Origin of the sequence: Flavonifractor sp. An52, assembly GCF_002159385.1 — a bacterium.
Lineage (GTDB): Bacteria > Bacillota > Clostridia > Oscillospirales > Oscillospiraceae > Flavonifractor > Flavonifractor avicola.
Genome location: NZ_NFIB01000010.1, coordinates 73133 through 94495, shown reverse-complemented (window position 1 = coordinate 94495; position 21363 = coordinate 73133). Strand labels below are relative to the sequence as shown.

Sequence of the window (21363 nt, the reverse complement as noted above, 5' to 3'; positions counted from 1 at the left end):
CGACGCATTAAGGCAAAGCTAAAGGGCTTGCCGCCTGCTATTCACAGACAACAAGCCCTTTCGGCTGCTTGAACAATTTCTTCAAGAAAATATTGTCTAACTTTTCGGGGTCACTTCACTTCTGGAGCGGGGGGAGTTTTGGTTTGGTTTAAACGCCGGTGGCGTCGGAGGAAATGGAGGCCCGCTCCTGAGCAATGTTCAGGGCGTGGTCGCCAATCCGTTCAAAGTCGGTGAGCAGCTCGGAGAAGATAATGCAGGCCTCGTCGGAGCAAGAACCCTTCCGCATCCGCTTGAGCTGGTTGCGGCGGTATTCCTCAGTCATGTCGTCCATCCGCTGCTCCAGGGCGGACACCTTGGTCAGCCACTTAGTGGGATCGGTAACCTCCTGTCCCAGGAGATCCAGGGCCTCCAGGCTGACCTGCTCCATCCGCTTAATCTCTTCCCGGGCCTCGGGAGAGAATTGGATGTTCTTATCATGCATCATCTGGGTATACTCGCAGATGTTCATGGCATGGTCGCCGATGCGCTCAATGTTGCCGGTGATCTTGAAGTAGGCGCTGACGGCGGTGGAATCCTGCTCGTTGGTCTCATGGACGATAACCTGGGAGATATACTGGGAGATCTCCTTATTCAGGTAGTCCAGATAGTCCTCGGTGGCCTCGGCACCTTCCATTTTCTTGGGGTCCACATCCAGCACCGCCTGGAAGCAGGTGGCGATGTTTTCCCGAGCCATCCCCAGCATCCGGTTCAGCTCCTGCCGCAGCTGGGTGATATACATGGCGGAGAAGCCGATGGGGTGCTCCTGCTTGGTGTGGGTGGGGTTGGGCACCAGATAGGCCAGGTGCATTCCCTCCTCGCCGCTCTCACTCCGGTCGGGCAGGATGAACATGGCCAGCTTCACCAGCCCGTTGCCGAGGGGCAACAGCAGAATGGTGGTGACAACGTTAAAGAGGGTGTGCATATTGGCGATCTGGGCCGCCGGATAATTCGGGGTCAGGCTCACCATGAAGTCGGTCAGCGGCGTCAGAATACAGACCGCCGTAAAGAGCACCGTACCAAACAGGTTGAACATCAGGTGGATCACCGTAGTGCGCTTGGCGTTACGGCTGGTGCCAATGGAAGCAAGCACAGCGGTGATACAGGTGCCGATGTTCTGGCCAAACAGAACGAACACGGCGCTGTCCAGGCCGATGACTCCGCTGACTGCCAGGGCCTGAAGAATGCCTACAGAGGCGGAAGAGGACTGGATCAGTGCGGTAAAGAGGGTACCCACCAGAATACCGATCAGGGGATTGGAGAAGGTGCTGACCACGTCCACGAAGGCGGGCCACTCCTGCAGGGGCTCCATGGAGGAGCTCATCATCTCCATGCCGATGAAGAGTACGCCCAGACCGGCCAGGATGTTGCCGTAGTGGTGGATCTGGGGTTTCTTCAGGAACACCACCATGGCCACGCCCACAAAGGCGAACAGGGGTGCCATGGCGCCCACGTCCAGGGCGATGAGCTGGCCGGTAATGGTGGTACCGATATTGGCACCCATAATGATCCACACAGCCTGCCGCAGGGTCATCATGCCGGAGTTAACGAAGCCCACCACCATGACTGTTGTGGCGGAAGAAGATTGGATCACCGCAGTGATCACCGCGCCCACCAGGACGCCAAGGAAACGGTTGGAAGTCAGTCGCTCAAGGATGCGCTTCATACGGTTGCCAGCTGCGGCCTCCAGGCCGGAGCTCATCATCTGCATACCGTAGAGGAACAAGGCCAGGCCGCCCAGCAGCCCCAGAAGGATGCTTATGTTTCCCACGTTTTTTCTCCTCTTTTTTTATATTTCCTTTTCAGTTTCTTTACAATGTCCTGTCTAAGTATATCGAATGTAAAGTTTGTCGTCAATGGGATTTTGTACGAAGTTTTGCTCCCTTTCTCCCTCTGCTCCGGCAGGTTTTTCCCCTCATTTTATGGAAATTTAATGCCTGTTCAGTTGCCTTTTCCACCGCTATGGGCTATACTACCTTTATCAGTCCCTTCTGATACTGAAAAAAATGTCGAATTGCCTAAAGGAGAAACGTTCATGGAACAGCAACCGGCCAAAAAGGCCCATGGGCCCAAAAGCAAGTCCGGAAAACTGGTGCTCTGTATTGTACTCACCATTTTGATCGGCCTGGTCTACTTCTATGTGGCTCTGCCCCCTATCAATCCCCAGTCCGGCGATTTTTATGTCTTTATCGCCGTATTGTGCATCGTATTTGTGGTCACCTCCATTCTCACCTCCGGCATGGATCTGATCCGGGACGGCAGCGGTCCCAAGGACTACCTGCGCTTCATCAAATCCCGCTGTCTGCCGGCTGGTATCCTGCTGCTGGTTCTCATCGCCATCGGCATCGTGGGCACCCTCATTTCCCTGCCCATCTTCCGGGCCGGGGCCTACCGGGATCTGCTCACCGTGGAGGACGGCAACTTTACCACCGACATCGCCGAGATTTCTTTTAATGAGATCCCCACGCTGGACGAGTCCTCCGCCGAATACCTCAGCGACCGCCAGATGGGTACCCTCAGCGATATGGTGAGTCAGTTTGAGTATTCCTTTGACTCCACCCAGATCAACTACCAGGGCCGGCCCGTCCGTGTGGCTCCCATCGCCTACGCCGACTTGTTCAAATGGTTTACCAATCGAGGTACCGGTCTGCCCGCCTATGTCACGGTGGACATGGTCACCCAGGAGGCCACGGTGGTCCGGCTGGAGGAGGGCATGAAATACTCCTTCTCCGAGCCTCTTAACCGCAATATTGAACGCCACCTGCGCTTCAACTACCCTACCTTTATCTTCGGCACCCCCCAGTTTGAGATCGACGAGGAGGGCCGCCCCTACTGGATCGCTCCCCGCATCGTCAAGACCATCGGCCTGTTCGGCGGCGACGACATCCAGGGCGCGGTGCTGGTGGACGCCATTACCGGCGAATGCACCTACTATGAGCTGGCCGATATCCCCAGCTGGGTGGACAACGTGTTTACCCCCGAGCTGATCATGCAGCAGTATGACTACCACGGCACTCTGGTCAACGGCTTCATCAACTCCATCTTCGGCCAGCGGGACGTGACCATCACCACCAGCGGCTCCAACTATATTGCCCTCAACGACGACGTGTATATGTACACCGGCGTTACCTCCGCCAATGCCGACCAGTCCAACCTGGGCTTCCTGCTGTCCAACCAGCGTACCAAGGAGACCAAGTTCTACTCCGCCCCCGGCGCCACCGAGGCGGCGGCCATGTCCTCCGCCGAGGGCGTGGTGCAGGACCTGAAATACACTGCCACCTTCCCCCTGCTGCTCAACATCGCCAACGAGCCCACCTACTTCATCCCCCTGAAGGACGCCACCAATCTGGTGAAGAGCTACGCCATGGTCAACGTGGCCCAGTATCAGGTGGTGGCCACCGGCTCCACCGTGTCGGCCTGTGAGCAGGAGTATATCAAGCTGCTCAACAACAAGGGTATCACCACCCCGGAGGACACCCCCCGCACCGAGGTCTCCGGCGTGATCAGCGACATCCGCTCGGCAGTCATGGAGGGCAACTCCTACTACTTCATTCAGTTGGAGGGCGATCCCACCTACTACGCCATCTCTGCCGCTCAGAATCCCCTGGCCGTCATTCTCAATGTGGGCGACCAGGTGACCATCCAGCACACCCCTGCCATTGACGGGGAAACCTCCTCCATTCTGGATGGCTCCACCATCACCCTGGACGGAGCGGCCCAGCCCGCCCCCTCGCCGATCGTCACTCCCGCACCCCAGGAGGAGACCGGTACCGGGGAAGCTTCTCCCTCCCCCGCTCCGGCGGAATAAGATTTCTACAAAAAGAGCACGCTGCTGATGCAGCGTGCTCTTTTCATGCCTGTTTGCTTTTCCATGTCCGCAGCAGTGCCAGAGCCTCCGGTGACAGCAGCAGCAGGGCGAACAGATTGGGCAGAGCCATAAGCCCGTTGAAGATGTCCGCCAGCTGCCACACCGCTGTTACGTCGGCTACACTGCCCCACACCAGCGCCCACAAAAATACCAGCCGGTAAATCCACCGCCAGCGGTTGGAGCCGCTCAGGTAGGCCAGCCCCCGCTCGCCATAGTAACAGCACCCCAGGAGGGAGGTGAAGGCAAACAGCAGCAGGCATACCGACACAAAAATTTCCCCAAAGGGACCGAATACGGTGGAAAACCCCGCCGCCGACAGGGGGGCGCCCAGCATCTCCGGCGTCACCTGCCCCTTTTGGATGGCGTACAGGGCCTCCTCCGGTTGATAAACTCCGGTGGTAAGGATCACCAGCGCGGTAATGGAGCACACCACAATGGTAGCCACAAACACCTCAAAAATGCCCCACATCCCCTGCTCCGCCGGCTCTCTGGTGTCGGCGGCGGCGTGGGCAATGGAAGAGGAGCCCATGCCCGCCTCATTGGTAAATACCCCTCGTGCCACTCCGTACCGCAGCGCCGCCGCCATACCGTAGCCCGCGCCGCCCCCCAGAGCCGCCCTAGGGGTAACGGCCCCCTCCACGATCTGCCTCAGCGCCCCGGGCAGGGCCTGGGCATGGCAGCAGAGTACCACCATCCCGCCGCCCACAAAGAGGAGTGCCATACAGGGTACCAGGGTCTCGCTCACCTTGCCGATGCGGCCAATACCCCCTACCACCACCGCCCCGGTGAGCAGGGCTACCACGATACCCACTGCCAGCGGGTCCAGCCCAAAACCGGCATGGAGGGCAGCCGAGATGGAATTAGCCTGCACCATATTACCGCCCCCCAGGGAGGCGGCCACACAGCACAGGGCAAACAGGGTGGCCAAGGCGGGGCTCCCAAGCCCCTTTTCCATATAGCACATGGGGCCACCCTGCCAGCAGCCCTTCTCGTCCTTTTCCCGGTAGCGTACCGCCAGGATCTTTTCCACACAGCCGGTCATCATGCCCAGGAAGGCAGATACCCACATCCAGAATACCGCCCCCGGCCCACCGTAAAAGATGGCGGTGGCCACTCCGGCGATGGAACCTGTGCCAATGGTGGCCGCCAAAGCGGTGGACATGGCCTGCAGCTGAGTCAGCCCCCGCCCGGTACCTTTTCTGGCTTTTTTGCCCAGTGCCCCCGCCGTGGTCCTGAGCCACAATCCACAGTGTACTACCTGAAAAAATCCGCTGCGCACCGACAAATAAAGGCCCGCAATCAGAAACAGGCCCAGCATCCACGGATTCCAGATCAGATCGGCCAGCCGCTCCAATCCGGTCATAGCCCCACCCCCTTGTCCCAGGGGTATGCGGACAGGGGCAGTTCCATGCCTGTATCTTGTCCGGAGCCGGAACGCTCAGAGCAGCTGCACCCCCAGCAAAGGGGCCAGATCCACCGCCTGTCCCGGATTGATCTTCAGCCCCCGCAGCTCCTGCAGGCTCTCCGACACGGTAATGCCCTGGATCTGGCAGTCGGACAGATCCAGACCCTTCAGCGGAGTCCGAAAAAAGTCCACCCTCTGAAAGTTGGACCCATGGGGCTCCAGGCCGCTTACCCGGGCCTCTGCCATGGAGGCCTCCCGCAAATCGCAGCCGGTCAGACTAACCCGGTTCCACAGGGATTTGGAAAAATTCCCATAGCGAAAGCTGCTGTCGGTCACCGAGCAGTCCTTCCAGCGGCTGGAGATCATCTTCACGCCGTCTCCCTTGCACCCGGACACCCGGCACTTGTTCCACACCGTATCCAGAAAGCTGCAGTTGGAAAAATCACAGCCGTCAAATTCCGACTGATAAAAAGCCGCTTTGGAAAAATCGCACCGCTCAAAACGGCATTTATAGAACCGGATCCGGGTATACTCCAAGTGGGACAGATCCAGTCCCACAAGCTGTTCCTGTTCAATGGCCAGATCCTCCAGGTCCCGCTCTTCGGTTCTGGCCCAATGTAATTGCTGCACCAGCATGATGGTCACGCCTCCTAGGGGATACGCCCCGGCAGCGGGGCCGCATCCTGTCTGCTTATGTTATACTCCTTTTTTGTCCGGCTGTGTAGAGAAAAACGCGCCCGGCTCCGGGGCGTTCCCCGTCTGCCGGGCACATCACAACCTTCACCGCTCCTTCTGCTGCAGCTGGAGCCGATCGGCAATCATGGCAATAAATTCCGAATTCGTAGGCTTTCCCTTGGCGTTGGAGACCGTGTAGCCGAAGTATTTTTGCAGTGTCTCCAGATCGCCCCGGTCCCAGGCCACCTCGATGGCGTGGCGGATGGCCCGCTCCACCCGGGAGGCAGTGGTGCCAAAGCGTTTGGCCACCTCTGGGTAGAGAATTTTTGTGACCGCGTTGATCACATCCATATCCCCCACGGCAATGATGATAGCCTCCCGCAGATACTGGTAACCCTTGATGTGGGCGGGCACACCGATCTCATGGATGATTCCCGTCACCACATTTTCCAGCCGTCTGGCCCGCTCTTCGCCGTCATCCCCTTCCTCCGTCTCCTGAAGGGCGGCCAGCTGGCGGACCCGCTCGGCCACCGCCGTCAGCCGGCAGGGCTTGAGCATATAGTAATCCGCGCCGGTGGATGCAGCCAGCTCAGCCACGCTGCCCCGGGCAAAGCCTGAGAGCACCAGCACCCGGGGTCTGGCTTCGGCCTTGGACAGCGCCCGCAAGACCTCCACCCCATCCATCTGGGTCAGCACCAGATCCATCACCAGCACATCCGGCGCCAGACGCTCTGAAAGTTGAAGCGCCTCTTCTCCATCTCCTGTGGCTCCCACCACCTGGATGCCCGCTTCCCCTTCCAGCTGTTCCACCAGAATACGGCGAAATTCTTCGCTTGCATCCGCTACCAGGACTTTGATTCTCCGTTCCAATATTGACACCCTTTCCAGCAGGCTCCTCCTGCTCCACATTTGCCGCCTGGCCAAGGCTGATTACCGGTTGGCTATAATTTACCATAATCAGACAGCAAGCGCAAGGGTTTTACTGGTAATTTATGGTTATTTCTCTTCGACTTCGTTCGACTTTTCCGCAGAAAATCCGACAGCGGCCTCCTTTTCTCTGCAAGATCCCCCGCCGTTCCTCCAAAAGAGACGCCGGGAGCGGCGAGCCGCTCCCGGCGTTTTAGGCGTATCAGACTTCCGTTTTCCCAGTTTCCGCCTGCTCCAGCATATGCTCTGCCAGGATGCCGTAGCCCTGGGTGGGATCATTGACCAGTACATGGGTCACGGCTCCCACCAGTCTGCCGTTCTGGAGGATGGGCGAGCCGCTCATTCCCTGCACAATGCCGCCGGTGGTATCCAGCAGTCGGGCGTCGGTGACTTTCAGCATCAAATTGCGGGTATCTCCCTCTTTTTCGGGAAAAATACGGGTGATCTCCACCTCATACTCCTCCACCTGATCGCCGGCCACATTGGACAAAATGACCGCCGGGCCCACCTGGACCTGGCTGCGTTCCGCCACTGGTACCGGCTCCATGCCGTCAGTCATGGTCTCATCACTGATCTGGCCAAAGACGCCGCTGCAGGTGTTGGACCACAGCACCCCCAGATCACGGTCGGTCTGAAAGGCTCCGTGGAGTTCCCCCGGCGTTCCCTTCACGCCCTTCTGCACATCGGTGACTTCGGAATAGAGGATGGACCCGGACTGCATGGGCATCAGCTTTGCCGTATCCACATCGTTGATACCGTGGCCCAGAGCGCCGAAGGTACCAGTCTCAGGATCGCAGAAGGTCATGGTGCCGATACCTGCCATGGAGTCTCTGATCCAGGCGCCCAGTTTATACTGCCCGTCGGCACTGCACTGGACCGCCTGGGCGGTAAACTGGACCTCTTTGTCGTCCCGCACCGCACGGATGCTCATGGTCTGGTCCCCCACCTGCTGCAGCACGGCCTGGACCTCTTCAATGCTGTCCACTTCTTCCCGGTTGATGTGGGTGATGATATCCCCTTCCTTCAGCCCACAGTCCCGGGCCGGGGTGTGACTGCCGTCAGCCGCCGTCACCGCACCAAAACCAACCACCATCACGCCGTCGGAAAACAGTTTGATCCCTACGGTACGCCCCATGGGGATCACTTCTCTGGTTTCCGCCGCCCTGACGGGCTGGAACCAGGCCGCCCAGGCAAGCAGCAGCACCGCTGTCAGCACCGCGCCCACCCAGGGCCTGATCTTTGATTCTTCTTTTCCCATTTCGCTGTCCACGCTCCTTCCCCAAATCATTGGCGTTTTGTACGCCTGTTACTAATATGGTTTTCAAATGGACGACCCACGCTGGCAATGAAATGTTCCTTTGGTTTGGCTCTTCTTTCCAACTGCCGCCCGGCAAATCGTTGGCGCTTTGCCCCTGTTCTTTTCTCCCCCTGTTTCCTGCTTTTTACCTGGAGGCTCTGTGGTATTTTTTTCTTTTGTTTGCATATGTTACGGCATATAAGACGAAAGGATGTGTCCGCCATGCCGCGCCTGAGCAAGACCGAGTGGATCGCTTTTGTTGCTGCCACAGTGGCCGGCGCCTGTCTGCATTTCCTCTATACCCTGCTTCCCTGTCCTGCCACCGCTCTGGTGGCTCCGGTGCGGGAGAGCCTGTGGGAGCACGTCAAACTGCTCTACTGGCCCTGCCTCATTGCCGGGCTGGCTCTGCGCCGCCGGCAGCCTGAGCTGCTGGGACAGCGTGCCTTTGCCCTGCTGGCGGCCACGGCCGGAATGCTGGGAATCGGCTACCTCTATCACATTTCCTTTCAGGGGGACTCCCTTATCTTTGATATCGTCCTCTATCTGTTGATGATGGCATTATTTTTCCTGCTGCCCTATCTGCTCCACCAGCCCTTCTGGCAAAACTTCCGGGAAGTGCTGGTCCTGCTGGTACTGGTGCTGGGAATCGCCACACTTCTATTCACCTTTCTGCCTCCCAACGGCCTTCTCTTTACCGATCTGTCCGGCACTCCCACCTGGGTCACCCTGCCCTGCTGAAGCAAGTCCCCGGAGCGTTTCTCCGGGGACTTGTTGTCTTTTCCACCTTTCTGCCTGTTTTACCAAAACCACATAAAATTTACCTGCTTTCTACACCGGACCCCTTGTATTTTTGTTTCCGTTTTGTTACCATTATGATATCCGATTTGCCCACATCCAGAGGAAATCTTTATGTGCCGCGGATGCGTTCAGGCTCCATCCAGCCAGCCGAAAAGGTCCCCTCCGGTAGGGCCCGGAAGGAAAGGTGGAATGTTTCATGAGAAAACACACACGCAAGTTCCTGTCCCTGTTCCTCTCCCTGTCCATGGCCAGCAGCTTCTGCATCCCCGCCATGGCTGCCGAGGGGGACACCACCGCTGCTACGGATGACGGTATTGTGGTGCTGTACACCAACGATGTCCACTGCACCAGCGACGACGGTATGTCCTATGCCGCCATCGCCGCCTATAAGGCCGAGATGGAAGCCAGCTACGGCGCCGACAACGTTACCCTGGTGGACAACGGCGACGCCATCCAGGGCGGCATCCTGGGCTCCCTGTCCAAGGGCAGCTGGATCGTGGACATCATGAACAATGTGGGCTACGACATTGCCATCCCCGGCAACCACGAGTTCGATTTCGGCATGGATACCTTCCTGGACATCGCCAAGAACCAGGCTGAGTACACCTATGTCAGCTGCAACTTCGTGGACGCCGACGGCAAGGCCGTGCTGGAGCCCTACACCATGGTCACCTACGGCGACGTGGACGTGGCCTATGTGGGTATCTCCACTCCCGAGACCCTGACCAAGTCCGCCCCCGCCTACTTCCAGAACGACAAGGGCGAGTACATCTACGGCTTCTGCCAGGATAAGGACGGCAAGGCCCTGTACGACCAGGTCCAGGATACTGTGGATGCCGCCCGCAAGGCCGGCGCTGACTATGTGGTGGCCCTGGCTCACCTGGGTGAGGACGCCCAGAGCTCTCCCTGGATGTCCACCGAAGTCATTGCCAACACCACCGGCATCGACGTGGTGCTGGACGGCCACTCCCACACCACCGAGCCCTCCAAGACTGTGAAGAACGCCGACGGTGAGGACGTGCTCCTGAGCCAGACCGGCACCAAGGCCGAGTCCGTGGGCAAGCTGGTCATCGCTCCCGACGGCACTATGACCACCGAGCTGGTTGCCCTGGCTGACGTGGATACCACCTCTCAGGCCTACACCACCGCCAAGACCTTCATCGAGGGTATCCAGGCTGAGTACAAGGCCATGTCCGAAGAAGTGGTGGCTACTTCCTCCGTGGACCTGACCATCAACGATCCCTACACCGGTGAGCGTGCTGTCCGCTCCGCCGAGACCAACCTGGGCGACCTGTGCGCCGACGCCTACCGCGTGCTGCTGGGCGCTGACATCGGCTTTGTCAACGGCGGCGGCGTCCGCGACAACATCGCTGCCGGCGACATCACCTACGGCAACATCATCGCCGTCCATCCCTTCGGCAACCTGGCCTGCCTGGTTGAGGTCTCCGGCCAGCAGATCCTGGATGCTCTGGAGCTGGGCTCCATGCAGGCCGGCGTGTCTGAGAGCGGCGGCTTCCTGCAGGTCTCCGGCATCAAGTACACCGTGGACACCTCCATCCCCACCTCCGTGGAGCTGGACGACGCTGGTAACTTCGTGAAGGTGGCCGGCGACCGCCGGGTCAAGGATGTTCAGGTTCTGGACAGCGAGACCGGCGAGTACACCGCCATTGACCCCGAGGCCACCTACACCCTGGCCTCCCACAACTATATGCTCAAGGACGGCGGCGACGGCTATGCCATGTTCGGCGCTGACAACGTGAAGATCCTGAAGGATGAGGTCATGGTGGACAACGAGGTCCTCATCAACTACATCAAGGACGAGCTGGGCGGCGTGGTAGGCGAGCAGTACGCCAATCCCAGAGGCGACGGCCGCATCACCGTTCTGTACGCCGACGCTGACTTCTCCGCCTGGTACGGCGAGGCTGTCCGCTATGTGGTGAACAATGATATGATGAGCACCACCAACGGCTTCAGCTTCACTCCCTTCGGCCAGGTGAGCCGCGCCACCGTGTATCAGGTGCTGTACAACATGGAGGGTGCTCCCGCCGTGGAGAAGACCACTGTCACCGACACCGAGGGCAAGTGGTACTCCGACTGCATCAACTGGGCCGCTTCCGTGGGCCTGTTTGAAGGCACCACCTTCGGCGAGGATCAGACCATCACCCGCGCTGAGATCGCCGATCTGATCGCCGCCTATGCCGAGTACAAGGGCATCCAGGCCCCTGCCGCCGACGGCTCCATGGAGAAGGCTCCCGACTATGCCTCCATCCCCGCTGAGTCTCTGGACGGCATGACCTTCTGCTACTACGCCGGCATCATGACCGGCAACGAGGCCGGCCAGCTGATGCCCGCCGGTCAGCTGACCCGGGTGGAGTTTGCTCAGGTTCTGTCCAACTTCGGCGCCCTGACCGCCGAAAAGCCTGCTGCCTGAGGCTCACTCCTGCGTATACAAAAAAAGCTGGGGCGTGCATATGCACGCCCCAGCTTTTTTCTGTTTAGGCCTGTACCGCCTGTTTCAGCGCCTGGGCCAGCTGGTCCGGGCAGGAGGTGGCTTTGAAGCCGCAGCGGATACCTTCCAGCCGACGGATGGCCTCATCCACCTTCATACCCTCCACCAGCCGGGAGATTCCCTGAAGGTTGCCGTTGCACCCGCCCTGGACCTGCAGGGAGCGGATCACGCCGTTCTCCACATCCACCACCATGCGGTTGGAGCAAACGCCCCTGGGACGATAATCAATGGTCATTTTTCTCTCTCCTTTGATGTTCCCGTTTAACGGGGCAAATCATACCATACTTTGGACAGGATTGCAATTCTTTATACCACTGTGGTATAATAAGCGCAAAAGCCGCAGATGCACGGCTGTGCATTTATACACCCGCCCTTTGTGCTATAAAGGGCAGGCTGCGCCTGTTACACCAGTCTGAATGAGAGGAGGTGTGCCCATTGGCTCCCAGCACCAAACTGGCGCTTGCCAATTCTTTGCGGCGACTGCTGCAGAAGAAGTTCTTGGACGATATTACCGTCAAGGAGATCGTAGAGGACTGCGAAGTCAACCGGCAGACCTTCTATTATCATTTCCAGGATATCTATGATCTGCTCCACTGGTTCCTGGAGCATGAGACCACCGAGGTCCTGCAGCCCTGCACCTCCTGGCAGGAGGCTTTGATGACCTCCTTCCACTACATACAGGAGAACCACGTCATCATCTATCACATCTACCGCTCCAGCGGTCGTGAGCACCTGGACTGTCAGTTCTTCACCATGTCCCACGCCTTGACTGCCAAGCTGCTGGATACTGCCGCCGAAGGTCTTGTCCTGGCGGAGAGAGACCGGGAATTTCTCATTGATTTCTATATGTACGCCCTGGCCGGCACCATGCTGGGCTGGCTGGCCGACGACATGAAGGAGGAGCCCTCGGAACTGGCTGCCCGCATCAGCTTTTTGCTGGAGGATGAATTCCGGCGGGTGGCTCAGCGTTTTTCCTCACCCCCTCAGCCATCCTGATTTATCCATATATGTATCACCCCGGTAGGAATTGTCTCAGACAGTTCTTCCCGGGGAATTTTCTTGTCAGTTTTTTGAGTTGAATTATGACAGCAGCCTGAAATTCTATCCAGGTTGCCAGTTGATTTTTTGGCCAAAATAAACTACCATTTATAGTGCATTTTTACTACACTAGAGAGAGGGGTGTGGGATACGAGTTATCACTTTTTATTTGAGATCGCGGTCATCCTGTTGAGCACCAAGGTCCTGGGAATTGTAACCAAGCGGTTTGCGCTGCCCCAGGTCGTCGGCGCACTGTTGGCCGGACTGCTGCTGGGCCCCGCTATGCTGGGCGTGCTTCAGGAAACCACGCTGATGGACCAGCTGGCAGAATTGGGCGTCATCGTCCTGATGTTCAACGCCGGTCTGGAGACTGACCTGGGCGAACTGAAGAAGGCAGGCGCGTCTGCATTCATCATCGCCCTCATCGGTGTTCTGGTCCCGCTGGCAGGCGGCTTTGCGCTGGCCTGCTTCTTCAATACCGGAACTGACACCTTCCTGCAAAACGTCTTTGTCGGCGTGATCCTGACCGCCACCTCCGTCAGCATCACGGTAGAGACTCTGAAGGAGATTGGGAAGCTGTCCACCCGTTCGGGCAACGCCATTCTGGGCGCCGCCATCATTGACGATGTGCTGGGCATCGTGGCGCTCACCATCATCACCAGTATGTCGGGCACCGGCGCCAATGTGCTGATGGTCCTGCTGAAGATCGCAGCCTTTTTCGCTATCAGTGTGGTGGTATGGATCGTGCTTCACCGGATCGTGGAGTGGTGGTTCAAGCGATATGACCGGGATAAACGCCGGTTTGTTGTCATTTCCTTTGCGTTCTGCCTGCTGTACGCCTACTTTGCCGAGGAAGTATTCGGCGTGGCCGACATCACCGGCGCCTATATCGCCGGTCTGATCTTCGCCAAGACTCCCCGGGTGGCCTACTTGCAGGATCGCTTCGATACCCTGTCTTACACGCTGCTCTCCCCCATCTTCTTCGCCAGCCTGGGTCTGAAGGTGGTACTGCCGGAGATGAGCGGCTCCATCGTTCTTTTCTCCGTCCTGCTGATCCTCTTGGCTGTAGTCTCCAAGGTGGTGGGCTGCGGGCTGGGCGCCAAACTGTGCCGCTACTCCAATCAGGATTCCCTCCGCATCGGCGTGGGCATGATCTCCCGCGGCGAGGTTGCCCTGATCGTGGCCAACAACGGTATTGCGGCGGGGCTGATGAACGATGACTTCTTTGGTCCCGTGGTGCTGATGGTCATTGCAACTACCATCCTCACCCCCATTTTGCTCAAGCTTGTCTACCGCGGCAAGGAAAAGGACTACAGCGACCTGCAGGAGAGCGAGCTGGTCAACCGCTACGAAGACGCCGCCGCCTTCGATCTGGCCGCTCAGGCCCTGCTGGAAGATCACGAACGCCTCCGCGACAGCGCTCACAAGCAAAAATAAGAAACAAAAAGCTCCGCTGCTATGGCAGCGGAGCTTTTCTTTTTTAAAAAATCAGCCGTTCAGGTAGCTGTTGTACAGCTCCACCAGCTCGTCCTGCTGGGGAGAGATGATAAGCCGCACATACACGCCGTCCCGCTTGACTTCGCTCTTTTCCACGATGGCGTACTGATCGGGCAGGTAGTTGTTGAACTCGTTGCGGCGGGCGTCCAGCCGACTCTGCAGCTTGCTCTCCACCGTCTTGGCGCTGTCCTCGTCCTTGGCCTTCACCAGCACGATCTCCTTGGCGGTAATGCCATCTGCTGCAAGGTTGGCGGCAAAAGCCTCCATATCCTCACTCTGGATGCCGTAGAAGTTGAGCATATCGTCCTGACTCAACTCAATGCCGCCCTCAATCGGGGCCTTCTCCAACATGGCGTCCATCACTTTCGCCACATCCATATCGGCGGTCTTTGTCCCGCCGCTGCAGCCAGCGGCGCTACCCGCCATCATGACAGCCAATGCCAGCAGCAGTACGCTGCGTACTTTCTTTTTCATACGATCACCTTTCCGCGGTTTCTACCGCACTGTTTTTCCATCCGGTCAGCCGTTCTGACGGGCGGCTGCATCCTGCTTCAAATAATCCACCCAGATCCGGCAGGCCTCATCGGTGAAGTGCATCCCCATACCGGTGGCATCGCTGCAATAGGAATCGGGCAGATAGCCTTCCGCGTCAGTGAGCACCGAGGCAATGTCCACATAGTGGTAGCCGTTGCGGTCACACATCTCCTTCAGCTTCTCATTGTACAGCCGCAGGTTTGCGTTGTTCAGCACCTTTTTCTCATTGCCCTTGTGGATGGGGGTGGCCGACTGGACAAAGATCTCCAAATCGGGGGTCTTTTCCTTAATGAGCTTGAGCAGCGTCTCCATATTGGCCGCTGAACCGTCCACACCATACATACCCACGTCGTTCATGCCCAGCAGGATATAGAGCTTTTTAGCGCCGCAGGCGTGGACCGAGTCCTCCAGACGCATCTTGGTGCCCTGGTAGAGAGGATGAACCGACTCGTCGCTGACCTCCCACAGCGCATTTCCGCTGCCCAGGCTGCCGGCGGTAAGGAACTGGGCCTTGCCCAGATAGTCCGGATCGCTCTGGCGCATCTTGGTCACATATCCGGTCAGCTTCAGGGATACCGAGTCGCCTACAAAGACCACGTCGTCAAACCAGGCCCACTCATCTTCAGGTACTGCCGTGGAAACCGTGGGGGTGTCGCCCCCTTCGATCTTGCCGGCCAGATCCAGTGTTTTATAGAGGAGCGTGGCGGTCTCGCTGCGAGTCACCGGCTGGTGGGGCGCCAGAAGTCCGTCCCCGGTGCCGCTGACGATCCCCCGGGCGTACAAATCCCCAATGGCCGCCAGAGCCCAGTCGCTTACCGTGTCCACGTCCTGGAAATCAGCCAGTCCGCCTGACAAGCCCTCTTTCTGCTCCACACCGAATACCGGCAGGGCCCGCCACAGGAAAGTAAAGGCCTGCTCCCGGTCCAATGAGGCCGCCGGGGAGAATTTCGTCTCAGAGGTACCCTGAGAGATCCCCTGCTCTACCGCCCAGCCCACCGCCTGATAGCAGGCGTCTTCCGGGCGCACATCGGTAAAATTGGGCGTGGCTCCGGACGGGCTTCCCGCCGCCCGCCACAGGCTGAGTACAAAGTCACCCCGATTGATCTGGACCTCCCCCAGGAAGTTTCCAGTCTTGGTGGTGTACATCACATCATGTTCCACCATATAGGACACATAGGGGTAGGACCAATGATCCTGTGAAACATCCTGAATGGTGACCCCGGACGATCCGCCGGTCATCAGTGCCCCAGCCAATAAAAATGCGACCACCTGTTGGATCAGCATAATGTTCCCTCCTGCTGTGATTTGGCTTCAGTGTATCAGATTTTTCAGGTTCCGTCCAGAGAAAGAGGAAGATTCTTTTTGCTCCATTTTCCTTTTTTTCCACAATGATACGGAAGTATGCTTCAATATCGTTGGGCCCCAACGACTTTGCCCTTTTCCGACCTACTTCTTACGATTTTATGATGGCCCGCAATACCAAAAGCGGAGGAGCCGCCCAAAGGCAGCTCCTCCGCTTTCATACTGATTGGCTCATCCGGCGGGAACGTATGGTTCCTCCGGCGGTGTCTCCGGCGTAGGCGCGGGAGACGGTGTTACACTGGGCTCCGTGGTCTCTCCACCGGACCCGCCCGAATCTGTAGGCTCCGGCGGAACCGTGGGATAGGTGGCCGGATTGGTGGGATCGAAGCCAGGCCACTGCTCCTGGGTAGGCCAGGTAGATTGGTCCTCCAACCGGAAGGTAGAGGGATCATACTCATCCGGCTCCGGGGCCTCCGGCTCCGAGGTGTGCACCGTACAGCTGCCCTGGGACTCCAGATACGCCTTGGTATACTGGTTGCTGCTGTCTCCGCTGACCAGTACGCCGATAGACTTCACTGTACCCTCGGTGATCCCCAGCGCCTCGTTGGCCTCTCTGGGACAATAGTCGCCGGCCAGATGATACAGGCCCTCGATGGGATTGCCGTCGGCATCCAGAATGGGGGAGTCGGTACAGACATCCACCATGGTGTGCTGGTCACAGTTCTCTACCGGCACATCGTCCGAGAAGAGGTACATCTGGTAGACCCGGTCCCCTCTGGGATCGCTGAGACAGGCCTCGGTGGCCCGCAGCCCGCTGTCCTTACACAGCTGTACCGGCGTCAGTCCGCTGGCCTGCGTAAAGTCCTTGTTCTCCAGGCCCTCATGGACCTGGCTCATCACTTTCTGCCACAGTACCGCGGCGGGGTTGTTGCTGGCATAGATCCGCTCGGGGGTCTTATAGCCCACCCACACAGCTGCGGTGTAGTAGGGCGTATAGCCCACAAACCAGCGGTCGTTGTTGGCGGTGGTGGAACCGGTCTTACCGGCCACCGTCATGCCCGAGATACGGGCGGCGGTACCGGTACCGTTGCTTACCACGTTCTTGAGCATCTCATTCATATAATAGGTGGTCTTGGTGGAGAGAATGACCTCGCCTTCGGTATCAGTGTTGTCCAGCAACACCTCTTCCACACCGTCCACCTCACGGGTGACCTTGGTGTAGGTACGGGGCTCGATATACACACCGTCCCGGGGGAACACCGAGTAGGCAGCCGCCATATCCATCACGCTGACACCGTGGGTCAGACCGCCCAGGGCCAGCTGGCTGGAACCGTAGTCGTTCTTGACCTCGCCGTTGCTCAGATAGGACTCCTCCAGATCAATGTGGAAATTCTGCTCCACAAAGTCAAAGGAAGTTTCCGCCCCCATCTCCTCCAGAATACGCACCGCCACAGGGTTGGAGGACACCTCCACAGCGGTATTGACCGTAATATCACCGCGGTAGGTCTGGGGATTGTTCAGGGGCCAGTTCTTTCCGTTGAGCACACGCACCGGTTCATCGGCATAGACCGAGGCCGGGGTAATCATACCCAGCTCAATGGCCGGCGCATAGACCGACAGGGGCTTGATGGAGGAACCAGGCTGACGGACAGTGCCGCTGGCCATATTGAGCACCCGGTTGGCCGTCTTTTCGCCCAAGGCACCCGCCAGGCCCACCACATTGCCCTCGGGGTCAATGATGACAATGGAGGACTGGATATCCTGTCCCTTGGAGGAGGTAAGCACCAGACTGTTCTGATCGTAATAGACCGATTCCACAATGGACTGGATGCGGGTATCCACACAGGCGTAGATCTTCAGGCCGCCGGAGTACACCATGTTCTCCGCCAGCTGCTCGGAGTAGCCATATTCCTCCATCAGGTCGTTGATCACATCGGTGATGACCTGCTCGTCGTACCAGTTGTAAATGGTACTGGGCTTCTTTTCATCTTCGCTGCGGGTGAACACCAGTTCCTCCGCCACAGCTTCATCGTACTCCTCCTGGGAGATCATGCCCAGGTCCAGCATCTTCCACAGCACCAGCTCCTGGCGCTGCTTGTTGCGCTCCCGGCCGGTGGTGACCTCGCCGGTCTCCTCATTGGTGATACGAATGTTGGAGTTGGGGCCATACAGGGTGGGGTTATTGGTGATGCTGATGAGGCTGGCGCACTCGGCCAGGCTCAGCTCAGACACGTCCTTGCCAAAGTAGTTTTCGGCGGCGGTTGCCACACCGTAACAGTTGTCGCCCAGATAGATCAGATTCAGATACCACTCCATGATCTGCTCCTTGGAGTAGGTGGCGTCAAAGTCCAGGGCGGTAAAGATCTCCAGGATCTTACGCTTGACGGTGACGTCGTCATACTGAGTGGCGTTCTTAATGAGCTGCTGGGTAATGGTGGAGCCGCCCTGGATATCCTTTCCGGTGAACATGAGCAGCACGCCGTTGAGGGTACGCTTCCAGTCCACGCCATTGTGGGTCAAAAATCGCTCATCCTCAATGGCAATGGTGGCGTTGACCAGATTTTCCGGGATCTGATCGTAGGTCACTTTCTTACGGTTCTCTGTACCGTGAAGGGAAAAATGTTCCTCGTATTCTCCCGTCTCCTGGTTCATATAATAGATGGTGCTGGTCAGGTTCATATCAAAATTGGCGTCCAGATGGGCCTGAGGCAGGATGACTGTTTTGATATAGACCATGGCGAAGCAGACGAGGATGATCCCGGTGATCAGCATGACCAGCAGGAAGGTCCCCACGACCTTGCCCACGATTCCCAGGATATGCATCGCGGGACTGTAGGTCTTTTCGCTCCGGCGCCTGGGCGGCCGGGGACTTTGATTGGATCTTGACGGCAAAATGACACCTCCGTATTGGGTAAGCAGGCTTTTGGTACTGCTATCTGCAACTAAAGCTTACAGAGAATCGATGTTATTATATCACGTTCTCACCTGTTGTCCACCCTCTTTCCCGGCTTTTTTGTATCCATTCCGTGATTCAAAAAAATTTTAGCACGTCCTGCTCTTGCATTTTGCTCAACTACAAGCTACAATAGAGACGACACTAAGGAAGGTATGGTGCCATCTATGAGTGAAGAATTTGGCCCTGATTTCATCACCGTCACCGATGAGGACGGCAATGAGTTCGAACTGGAGCACGTAGATACTCTGGAGTATAACGGCCAGACCTATATGGCCTTCTTCCCCGTTGTTCAGGGCGAGGAAGCAGGGGACGATATCAAGGAAGTAGATCTGGACGACGAGGAAGCTGGCCTTATCATTCTAAAGGTGGTCCAGGTGGACGGCGAGGAACAGCTTTCCACACTGGACAGCGATGAGGAGCTGGATCTGGTCTATCAGCAGTTTATGGAGGCCCTCTTCGCCGATGAAGATGATGAGTAAAATCTGAAACTGATTCCTGCTCGGTGCGTGACGGGTTTTATTTAAACCCACATCTCTTAAACGGGACGCCCCCTCATGGTGTGGACTGCAGGCCTCCCGGCGCCCCTTCGAGGGACGGCTGGAAGTTGGAAGCAACGAAACATCATGGAGGCGACCCACCTGCCATTTCGTGCAGGTTTTAAATGGATCCGCACGGCCAGAGCGGGGCCCCCACGAAACTGTGGTTTCGTGGGGTTTTCTTATATCCGCAAATCTGAACAAAGTGTAAAACTGGTTTTTAGGCTTGAAAGACAGGCCCTTTTCCTGTATAATACAGGCTTGTCTATACAGATTTGGATGTACAGCCACCCCTGCCGACGGCAGGAACATTGACGAGAGGACTGAAGCAACAAATGAGCGCATCCAGAGAAAAAAAGCAGCGCCGGAGCGATCCCGAGCAGGGATTGACCCAAAAGCAGCGGGCTGAGCTCCGGGAGCAGAAGGCCGCCAAGCAGAAAACGGTATTGTATACCGCCATCGGCGTGATCATCGCCATCCTGGTAGTCATTCTGCTGGTGTGGCACTCCGGTATTTTCCAGCGCGGCGCCACCGCCCTCACCGTGGACGGCCGGAATTATAATGTCAACGATGTGGAATACTATTTCTACGCGGCCATGGTTGAATCCTATTCCAACGGCGCCTCCTTTGATCCTCAGACCGACCTGCGTGAGCAGTATGTGGACGAGGAGCAGACCCAGACCTACTATGACTACTTCCTGGAGCAGGCCATTACCGACCTGACCGAAGTGGCCGCTGTGGAGAATGCCGCTGAGGAGGCCGGGTATACCTTTACCGACGAGGATCAGGCCACCGTGGACAATTCCATCGCCTATATGAAGAGCTATGCCGCCCAGCTGGGTGCCGGCAGCTTTGAGGGCTACCTGAGAAGCACCTATGGCAAGTATATGACCGTGGGCGCCTATGAGGACTGTGTCCGTCGGGATGTGCTGGTTTCCAGCTATAAGAACGCCTATATGGACGGTCTGGATATCACCGGCGACGCCATCCAGACCTACTATGACGAGCACAAGAATGATCTGGACAGCTTCACCTTCCGCTCCATCCAGATCGACGGCACCGCTCCCAGCGGCACCGACGAGGAGGGCAACACCGTGGAGCCCACCGAGGAGGAGTCCGCCGCCGCCATGCAGGCCGCCAAGGCCAAGGCCGACGAGTTCGCCGCTGCCGTGGAGGCTGCCGAGGACAAGGAGGCCACCTTTGCCGAGCTGGCTCCCAACTATGTGTCTGAGAGCAGCAAGGAGAAGTATGAGAGCGATCCTGACTACTCCCTGACCACCGCCCTCTCCGGCACCAGCGTCTCCAGCCGCGCTTATGGCGAGTGGATGCTGGATGCCTCCCGCACCACCGGCGACGTGGGCGTGGTGGAATATGATACCGGCTACTATGTGGTGCTCTTCCAGGAGCGTTACCTGGACGAGACTCCCACTGCCGACATTCGCCACATCCTCATCAAGGCTGAGCTGACCCAGGAGGATGATCCCGCTACCGAGGATGTGGACGAGTCCACCGTTCCCACTCAGGAGGCTCTGGACGCCGCCAAGGCCGAGGCCCAGTCCCTGCTGGATGAGTGGAACGCCGGCGACAAGACCGCCGAGTCCTTCGGTGCTCTGGCCGAGGCCAACTCCGATGATCCCGGCTCCAACACCAACGGCGGCCTGTACGAGAAGGTCTACAAGGGCTACTTCACCATCTTTGACAGCTGGCTGTTTGGCGAGGAGAGCCGCCAGCCCGGCGACACCACCCTCATTGAGAACACCAACTCCGGCCAGCAGGGCTGGCACGTGGTGTACTACCAGGGTGCCAGCGATCCCGTCTGGAAGCTGGACGCCGACAGCGCCCTGCGTCAGGACGGCATGAACACCTGGCTCACCGGCCTGACCGAAGGTCTGGAAGCAGTCCAGGGCGACGGCATCAAGTATGTAAACGACTAACGACCAAAAGGCGGACGGAGCCCAGCCCCGTCCGCCTTTTTTCGGAGGCTT

Annotated in this window: 16 protein-coding genes and 1 other RNA gene; 8 read left to right on the top strand and 9 right to left on the bottom strand. The window is 58.0% G+C overall.

The features are described 5' to 3' along the window. Window positions 1-148 precede the first annotated feature (148 nt). Entirely contained in the window at window positions 149-1807 is a 1659-nt protein-coding gene (locus tag B5G06_RS05855) for a Na/Pi cotransporter family protein (protein WP_255396441.1), read from the bottom strand. Between the two features lie 264 nt (window positions 1808-2071). On the opposite strand from B5G06_RS05855, the gene B5G06_RS05850 reads away from it, so the two are divergent. After that, window positions 2072-3844, top strand: a complete 1773-nt coding sequence (locus tag B5G06_RS05850) for a CvpA family protein (protein ID WP_242955367.1) — start codon at window positions 2072-2074, stop codon at window positions 3842-3844. A 43-nt stretch (window positions 3845-3887) separates the two neighbouring features. On the opposite strand, the gene B5G06_RS05845 is transcribed toward B5G06_RS05850, so the two are convergent. The 4 genes from B5G06_RS05845 to spoIVB form a co-directional block, all read right to left on the bottom strand. Further along, window positions 3888-5267, bottom strand: coding sequence for an alanine/glycine:cation symporter family protein (locus tag B5G06_RS05845; protein ID WP_087188152.1), 1380 nt, complete (start codon window positions 5265-5267; stop codon window positions 3888-3890). 75 nt (window positions 5268-5342) lie between these two features. Beyond that, on the bottom strand, window positions 5343-5945 hold the full coding sequence (locus B5G06_RS05840) for a pentapeptide repeat-containing protein (protein WP_087188151.1): 603 nt from the start codon (window positions 5943-5945) through the stop codon (window positions 5343-5345). 144 nt (window positions 5946-6089) lie between these two features. Beyond that, on the bottom strand, window positions 6090-6863 hold the full coding sequence (gene spo0A, locus B5G06_RS05835) for a sporulation transcription factor Spo0A (protein WP_343286353.1): 774 nt from the start codon (window positions 6861-6863) through the stop codon (window positions 6090-6092). 250 nt (window positions 6864-7113) lie between these two features. Beyond that, a complete protein-coding gene (gene spoIVB / locus B5G06_RS05830; RefSeq protein ID WP_087188149.1) occupies window positions 7114-8169 on the bottom strand; it encodes a SpoIVB peptidase in 1056 nt (351 codons plus the stop codon). Window positions 8170-8430: 261 nt separating this feature from the next. On the opposite strand from spoIVB, the gene B5G06_RS05825 reads away from it, so the two are divergent. Further along, a complete protein-coding gene (locus B5G06_RS05825) occupies window positions 8431-8946 on the top strand; it encodes a DUF6512 family protein (RefSeq protein WP_087188148.1) in 516 nt (171 codons plus the stop codon). 256 nt (window positions 8947-9202) lie between these two features. Continuing rightward, window positions 9203-11437, top strand: a complete 2235-nt coding sequence (locus B5G06_RS05820; protein WP_204220753.1) for a bifunctional metallophosphatase/5'-nucleotidase — start codon at window positions 9203-9205, stop codon at window positions 11435-11437. Between the two features lie 64 nt (window positions 11438-11501). Here B5G06_RS05820 and B5G06_RS05815 read toward each other — a convergent pair whose 3' ends face one another. After that, window positions 11502-11750 carry a TIGR03905 family TSCPD domain-containing protein gene (locus tag B5G06_RS05815; RefSeq protein ID WP_087188146.1) on the bottom strand — a complete coding sequence of 83 codons (249 nt, stop codon included), beginning with the start codon at window positions 11748-11750 and terminating at the stop codon, window positions 11502-11504. A gap of 200 nt (window positions 11751-11950) precedes the next feature. On the opposite strand from B5G06_RS05815, the gene B5G06_RS05810 reads away from it, so the two are divergent. Beyond that, a complete protein-coding gene (locus B5G06_RS05810; protein WP_242955365.1) occupies window positions 11951-12511 on the top strand; it encodes a TetR/AcrR family transcriptional regulator in 561 nt (186 codons plus the stop codon). Window positions 12512-12742: 231 nt separating this feature from the next. Further along, a complete protein-coding gene (locus B5G06_RS05805) occupies window positions 12743-13990 on the top strand; it encodes a cation:proton antiporter (RefSeq protein WP_242955364.1) in 1248 nt (415 codons plus the stop codon). 51 nt (window positions 13991-14041) lie between these two features. Here B5G06_RS05805 and B5G06_RS05800 read toward each other — a convergent pair whose 3' ends face one another. The 3 genes from B5G06_RS05800 to B5G06_RS05790 all read right to left on the bottom strand — a co-directional run bounded on the left by B5G06_RS05800 (window position 14042) and on the right by B5G06_RS05790 (window position 18709). Further along, window positions 14042-14524: a DUF4358 domain-containing protein gene (locus B5G06_RS05800; RefSeq protein ID WP_087188143.1), complete on the bottom strand. Its 483-nt coding sequence runs from the start codon at window positions 14522-14524 to the stop codon at window positions 14042-14044. 45 nt (window positions 14525-14569) lie between these two features. Beyond that, window positions 14570-15868, bottom strand: coding sequence for an S-layer homology domain-containing protein (locus B5G06_RS05795; RefSeq protein WP_087188142.1), 1299 nt, complete (start codon window positions 15866-15868; stop codon window positions 14570-14572). 249 nt (window positions 15869-16117) lie between these two features. Further along, window positions 16118-18709 carry a transglycosylase domain-containing protein gene (locus B5G06_RS05790; protein ID WP_087188141.1) on the bottom strand — a complete coding sequence of 864 codons (2592 nt, stop codon included), beginning with the start codon at window positions 18707-18709 and terminating at the stop codon, window positions 16118-16120. 297 nt (window positions 18710-19006) lie between these two features. On the opposite strand from B5G06_RS05790, the gene B5G06_RS05785 reads away from it, so the two are divergent. The 3 genes from B5G06_RS05785 to B5G06_RS05775 all read left to right on the top strand — a co-directional run bounded on the left by B5G06_RS05785 (window position 19007) and on the right by B5G06_RS05775 (window position 21312). Continuing rightward, window positions 19007-19321, top strand: coding sequence for a DUF1292 domain-containing protein (locus B5G06_RS05785; protein ID WP_242955363.1), 315 nt, complete (start codon window positions 19007-19009; stop codon window positions 19319-19321). Between the two features lie 10 nt (window positions 19322-19331). Then, window positions 19332-19533: non-coding RNA, 6S RNA (gene ssrS / locus B5G06_RS05780), on the top strand. 180 nt (window positions 19534-19713) lie between these two features. Further along, window positions 19714-21312 (top strand): peptidylprolyl isomerase, encoded by a 1599-nt coding sequence (locus B5G06_RS05775; protein ID WP_087188139.1) that lies wholly within the window; start codon window positions 19714-19716, stop codon window positions 21310-21312. The last annotated feature ends 51 nt before the right edge of the window (window positions 21313-21363 follow it).